4 protein-coding genes and 1 tRNA gene are annotated in these 6,000 nt (G+C 44.2%); 2 read left to right on the top strand and 3 right to left on the bottom strand.

Going from position 1 to position 6,000, the window contains the following annotated elements:
* The first annotated feature begins 621 nt into the window (after nucleotides 1–621).
* Nucleotides 622–2,643: a tetratricopeptide repeat-containing diguanylate cyclase gene (locus tag A8L45_RS04405; protein WP_217492118.1), complete on the top strand. Its 2,022-nt coding sequence runs from the start codon at nucleotides 622–624 to the stop codon at nucleotides 2,641–2,643.
* A gap of 216 nt (nucleotides 2,644–2,859) precedes the next feature.
* Here the strand turns inward: A8L45_RS04405 and A8L45_RS04400 are convergent.
* Nucleotides 2,860–2,944 (bottom strand) — tRNA-Leu (locus A8L45_RS04400).
* Nucleotides 2,945–3,124: 180 nt separating this feature from the next.
* Between A8L45_RS04400 and A8L45_RS04395 the strand changes: the two genes are divergently transcribed.
* Entirely contained in the window at nucleotides 3,125–3,604 is a 480-nt protein-coding gene (locus A8L45_RS04395; RefSeq protein WP_068899616.1) for an RDD family protein, read from the top strand.
* Nucleotides 3,605–3,671: 67 nt separating this feature from the next.
* On the opposite strand, the gene lptG is transcribed toward A8L45_RS04395, so the two are convergent.
* Nucleotides 3,672–4,745: an LPS export ABC transporter permease LptG gene (lptG, locus tag A8L45_RS04390; RefSeq protein ID WP_068899615.1), complete on the bottom strand. Its 1,074-nt coding sequence runs from the start codon at nucleotides 4,743–4,745 to the stop codon at nucleotides 3,672–3,674.
* Nucleotides 4,745–5,845 carry an LPS export ABC transporter permease LptF gene (gene lptF, locus A8L45_RS04385; RefSeq protein WP_068899613.1) on the bottom strand — a complete coding sequence of 367 codons (1,101 nt, stop codon included), beginning with the start codon at nucleotides 5,843–5,845 and terminating at the stop codon, nucleotides 4,745–4,747. Before lptF ends, lptG begins: the two co-directional genes overlap by 1 nt.
* Between the last annotated feature and the right edge of the window lie 155 nt (nucleotides 5,846–6,000).

Below are 6,000 nucleotides of genomic sequence, written 5' to 3'. Positions count from 1 at the left end.
TTACTCCGAAGAGTTTTCGTTTGGCCACTCAGTAAACATCGATAAATCTTTATGTCTATCATTCACGAGTGCCCACACAGATTGCATAGGTCAAATTGTTAAAGAACGTTGACTGATTAAGCGCTTGGCTTCATCTCGTCAGGGCTGCGTATGTTACGCTGTGCGACGTTTAAGTCAAGAAGAAATTTTGATGTTTTTCTGAGGCTTGATTTGCTCAATCAAAATGTCTTGTTGACTCACCTTATTAAGGTGTCTGACTCGGATAATGCAGTGCTTTCCCGTGTCAGCGAGGCGGCATTATAGAGACATGGATCGTGTTGGCAACCCCTAAATTGATTTTTTTCAATCCAATATGTTCAAGCGGTCAAAAAGACATCATAATGCGACTCCGATGAACATTATGTAGTCAATATTGCATGAATTCGATTTTTTTACTTTATAATAGTGATTGGTCTCTCATTCCCTATTATGATTGCTCTTAATGGGCAAATGCGCACTAAAAGCCTGCCGAGCACCTTGCTTTTATGACTGGTCTGAAACATTCCTCCTTTCATTAATGCTCTGCAGACACAGCTCCTCGCAATTTACATGCCTTTCACTGCCGACAGAGAAAAAGACTGGATGAGAAACATTAAAACAAGTTGGTATTTTTACTTCCTTATCATCGCGAGTATGGTCACTGGCAGCTTTATCCTTTATCCCTCACTGGTTGAGCGCTACGAAAACGACAAAGAAAATGCCAAAAAGCAAATTTTTAGCGTTGAGAAGGCCCTGCAGCTCACTGAGATTGGGCGGGAGCTTTCACTGATCCGGACTTCGCCTGATTTAGACACTGAAGAGCGGTTAAGACAACTAGAGAAGATTGATGCAGAAAATATTTTGCAGTCTAACCCTCTTCTATATGCCAGCTTCTTACTGGTCGAAATTGAGGCTTTTCTTCGAGGCAATGATAGAGATGGTGTTGAAGAGGCGCGCGAGAAAGCATGGAACTACTGCCAGTCCAGTGATCAAAAGTGGTTGTGCGCGAGAGTGCTAACACATAAAAGCTACGACAACCTGCGACTGGGCCAATACGATCTTGCTCAGAAGAATCTTAATGAGGCACTTCCCTATGCCGAGGAGTCTAACGATCTTCATGCGTTGATGACAATTAATATCAATTTCACCACAGTCCATCTACAAAACCAGAAACTGGCTACTGCTAAATACTATCTCTCAAAAGCTGAAAACTATGAGAGAAGGCTGCCGGAGCCCGGCGTTAAGTCCATTATTCAAGGATTGAAGGCAATGCTAGCAATCCGTTTTGAGGACTGGGATAACGCAGAATATTATCTAAAGCTAGGCTTGGATGATCCAAATATTGATGGTTCGCCGTTAGAGTTGTCGACGAATGTAATGCATTACTTCAACCTTATTTTCGTAGAAGCGAAAAGAAATAACCTTGAACAAGCATGGGCATACCTAGATAAAGCACGAGACATCATCGACCAGATGGGTGACAGTGGTTTCGAGGGCTTTTATAAGACCGTCGAGGCATCCATTTATCTGGATGAAGGAAAACTGGATTCGGCCTATCAATCAATAAACGACGCACTCTCGTCAGAAGAGTTCAAACCGTTCGTTTACGACTACAGTAGCGCCCAACTGACAAAGGCCGACATACTGCTGGCGATGAACAAAATAGAGGAAGCGAAAGAGCTTTACCTGACACTGCTCAATAAAAAGGTATTGGCTAAAGATATCAGCCATCAGGCTGTGATTTATAAGAGCCTATCAGATGCTTATGAGAGGAAAGGTGATATTCAATCTGCCTACAACTTTTTGAAGAAGCACTACAATGCCCGTTTCGAGTACGAGCAGTCAATGCATCAGGATGAGATGGATAAGATCAGCATTGAATACTACGAAGGTGTCAAAGAAAGAGAAATTACGATACTTAAGACAGAGAGAGCGCTGAAAGCATCCAAGCTCGCACGCGAGCAAATGCAAAACAATGTATTAGTTGTCGTTGTACTGTTAATTCTATTTTTCGTTTTCAACCAGATCAGACGCCTGAGGAAAATGAAAGCGGTGAATGAATCACTGCTGACGTCTAACTCAAAGTTAAACGAAGAAGCAAACAAAGACAGCCTGACTGGTCTTCGGAATCGTCGTTTCCTCTCACATTACCTGGAACAGCTGACGACATCTCCTCTTGCGACTGGGCTAAGTTTTACTATTGGCATTCTCGATTTGGATGACTTCAAACACTTCAATGATGATTATGGCCATAACATAGGGGATCTGGTTCTCATTGAAGCCGCGAAACGCCTTCAGAAAGCAATTCGTAGAGAGGATACTCTTGTCAGATGGGGCGGAGAGGAATTTCTCTGCGTACTGCAGGACACAGATTCGAAAAATATCGATATAGTGATGGACCGCCTCTGTAAAAGTGTAGGCAGCACACCTTTTATCATCGGTGACCTGTCATTGAATGTAACCCTCACAATGGGAGCCGTTAACCATATCCCTGTGAGTAAACTGGCATCTGATTGGCCATCTATTCTACATCGTGCAGACGTTGAACTTTATAAAGCAAAACAAGAAGGTAAGAACAAATACCGCTCTGTTTCTGCTGCAAATAAAGAGACTGAAATAGTCTGAAAATTTACAGCGCTTAGATGCCTAACAATCAATGCTTAATTTTAAAAAGTATTGGGATGTCAGGCATCCTGCTATATAAATTGCAGACATGGAGGGCGTCGTTTGCCTTCCCTTTTTCAAGATACAGAAAACAAACCGAATATTTTTTTAACCGCATGGGTTGACGCAGATACAAAAAAGCCCCAGCTTTCGCTGAGGCTTTTTTGTTTTTAATTTTGGTGCCCGAGGTCGGACTTGAACCGACACTCCCGAAGGAAACGGATTTTGAATCCGTCGTGTATACCAATTTCACCACTCGGGCAAGTGCGAGCAATTATACCCATGCTTAGATTCAACACAAGCCCATAATTTGAAAAAAGGTTTTAAGTGATTCTTTTTTCATCATCGCGACTAATTTATAGTCAGAACAAAGCCTTCAACGATGTTACCAACGTATCAGGACTGATAGACTTGATTAAAAATAGTCAGTAAAGGTGAAGCTATGTCGGAGCAAACAGTCATTGATATACCCATGGGGGCAGGCTTTTTTCGCCGTCTTGCAGCATGGATTTACGATGTCCTGGTACTGACCGCAGTGGAAATGCTTGCGGTTGCGCTGGTTATGTCAGGCTTCGCCATTGCTTTTTCATTAGGGGTATCTTTGGAAGAGTATATTGATGCCAGTGACTTTCTTTCACGCCATCCTGTAGCAAGCCCACTTTTCACTGCTTATATTGCTCTGGTCGCCGTTATGTTTTTTGGCTATTTCTGGTCTAAGGGTGGGCAGACTCTGGGCATGAGAGCGTGGAAATTGCGGATACAGAATGTAGATGGGACGAGAATAACCTTCTCTCAGGCGCTTGTTAGAATGGCAACGTCAGCATTTGGGCTAGGCAATCTGGTTGTACTTATTGATAGTAACAACCAATCATTGCAAGACATGATGGCAAAATGCCAGACCATAAAACTCAATCAGGTATAGAGGAAAAGATGACGTTCCTTTGAGAGGAAAGGAGCATCTATTCCCTTCTATACCTTGGTCTCGCTGATTAGAGCTTTCGATTAAGCAAGTAGACAGTGACCAACAAAAACACCAGACTAGGCGCAGCAGCACCAATAACAGGTGGCATTTGATAGACCATAATCATTGGCCCAAAGACTTCGTTGGCAATGTAAAAGCCAAAGCCAAACAACACGCCAGATAACACCCTAGCTCCCATTGTGACAGAGCGGAGCGGACCGAAGACAAAGCTCAGCGCCATCAGCATCATGATAGCGATGGTAAATGGCTGAAGTAATTTACGCCACAGAGCCAGCTCATAGCGGGAAGCGTCCTGCTCGGAGTCTTTGAGGTAACTGACAAAATCATATATGCCACTTAGCGACATTTCTTCCGGTTTCACCTCAACCACAGAAAGCTTTTCTGGTGTCAGCGTTGTCTGCCATTTATACATGGGGATCTGCTGTTTGCTGATTTCTTTTTCACCTGCAAAGTTGGTGATGGTCACCTTATACAGATGCCAGGAGTTATCGCTGTCAAAGTCACCACGTTCAGCAAAAATTTGCTGCTTCAGCGATTGCTCGTCGTCAAAGCGCCAAATATTGACACCTTTGAGCGTCTTTTGCTGCTCCGCTTTGGCCATGTAGATGAAGTCTTTACCATCTTTTGCCCAAACGCCCTGTTGCACAGACATTACCCTGCCACTGTACTGAGCAAATGTTCTCAGTTCACGCGCCGCTTTTTGTGCTTCCGGTGCGCCCCACTGACCAAGTAGTGTTACCAAGAACATGAGAGGAATCGCTGTTTTTAACACCGAAACCCCAATATTCATTTTCGAATAGCCCGCTGCCTGCATCACCACGAGTTCAGAACTGGAAGCCAGTGCTCCAAGGCCAATCAGTGCACCGAGTAACACCGCCATCGGGAAAAAGAGCTCGATATCTCTTGGCATACTCAGCAGGACAAATTGCAAAGCCGTAACGAAATCATAGGAGCCAATACCTACCCCTCTCAGCTGATCGACATATTTGATGATTGCAGAAAGACCAACCAAGGTGCCGAGTACCAGAGACGTTGTGGCAATGATAGTTCGGCCAATATAGACATCTAATATCTTAAGCATCAGCCCACTCTCCGGAGTTTATCTTTCAGTTTTCGCATTGGCAGGCTATCCCAGCTAATCAATATGCAGGCAACGAGTAACGCCAAAATATTTACCATCCACAAACCGACTTCAGGAGGTAAATTTCCATCATCCATCGCGGAGCGTGAGGCACTGAGCGATAGAAAGTAGGTAAGGTAGATGAGAATGGCAGGAAACAGCTTAGCGAAACGCCCTTGCCTTGGGTTAACAGCCGAGAGTGGTACAACCAGCATGGTCATAAGAGGAACACACAGAACTAAAGAGATACGCCACTGAAGTTCTGACTGCGCTCGTATCGACGACTTACCCAAGAGTTCCATGGTTGGGATCGCGTCCCATCCGCGGCTTCGTTTGTCTACTTTGCGCTGACCGATTAACACCTGATAGATGTCAAAATCAGTGATTGAGTAATCGAGCCGGGTTGGGATACCTTCAAAACGCTCGCCATCAGACAACTCAAGCACCTGACGACCGTCTGGCAACTCGGAAACAATACCGTTTTTCGCCACGGCAACGGTAGGTTGGAGTGACCCTTTGGCAACAGGCTGTGCAATAAACACATCTTTCAGCACTTTCCCTTTATCCTGAATGTCATTGACGTACACGACACCCAGTCCATCAGGCGTTTGCTGTATCTGGCCTTTCACTAACAGCTTAATGCCTGAATCTGCATCCAGATTTTCATAAACGCTGGCCTCTTTATTTGCTGCCCATGGCACCAGCCACAGAGCATTAAAAGCAGCAATCGCCCCCGTTATCAGTGCTAGATACAAGGCTGCACGTACGAGGAATTTATTGCCTATGCCCGTCGCATTCATCACGGTAATTTCGCTTTCAGCGTATAGCCGACCAAACGTCAGCAAGATACCGATGAATAAACTTAATGGAAGCATCAGCATAGTCATATATGGTAGATAAAGCGCTACCAACGTCATGACCTCACTACTAGGGATGGAGCCGTCCGTAGCATCTGCTAAAAGGCGGATGAATTTTTGGCTAAAAAATACCAAAAATAATATGAACAACACCGCAAATTGTGTTTTAACTGTTTCTCGGATCAGATACCGAACGATAATCACGCGATCTACCTTTAGAAAACTTGTTTTTTTACTCGAATAACTATAGTTTTTCGGTAAATTAGTTGTTTTTTAATCTTTCGGTCAAATGTTAACCGCTTTTACGGGCCGCCCCACAAGAAAAAAGTGGGGAGCAATCGAAACCGGCATTATCCAAC

It is taken from the genome of Veronia pacifica, assembly GCF_001707825.1.
GTDB classification, from domain to species: Bacteria; Pseudomonadota; Gammaproteobacteria; order Enterobacterales; family Vibrionaceae; genus Veronia; species Veronia pacifica.
This window is presented reverse-complemented; position numbering and strand designations above follow the sequence as displayed.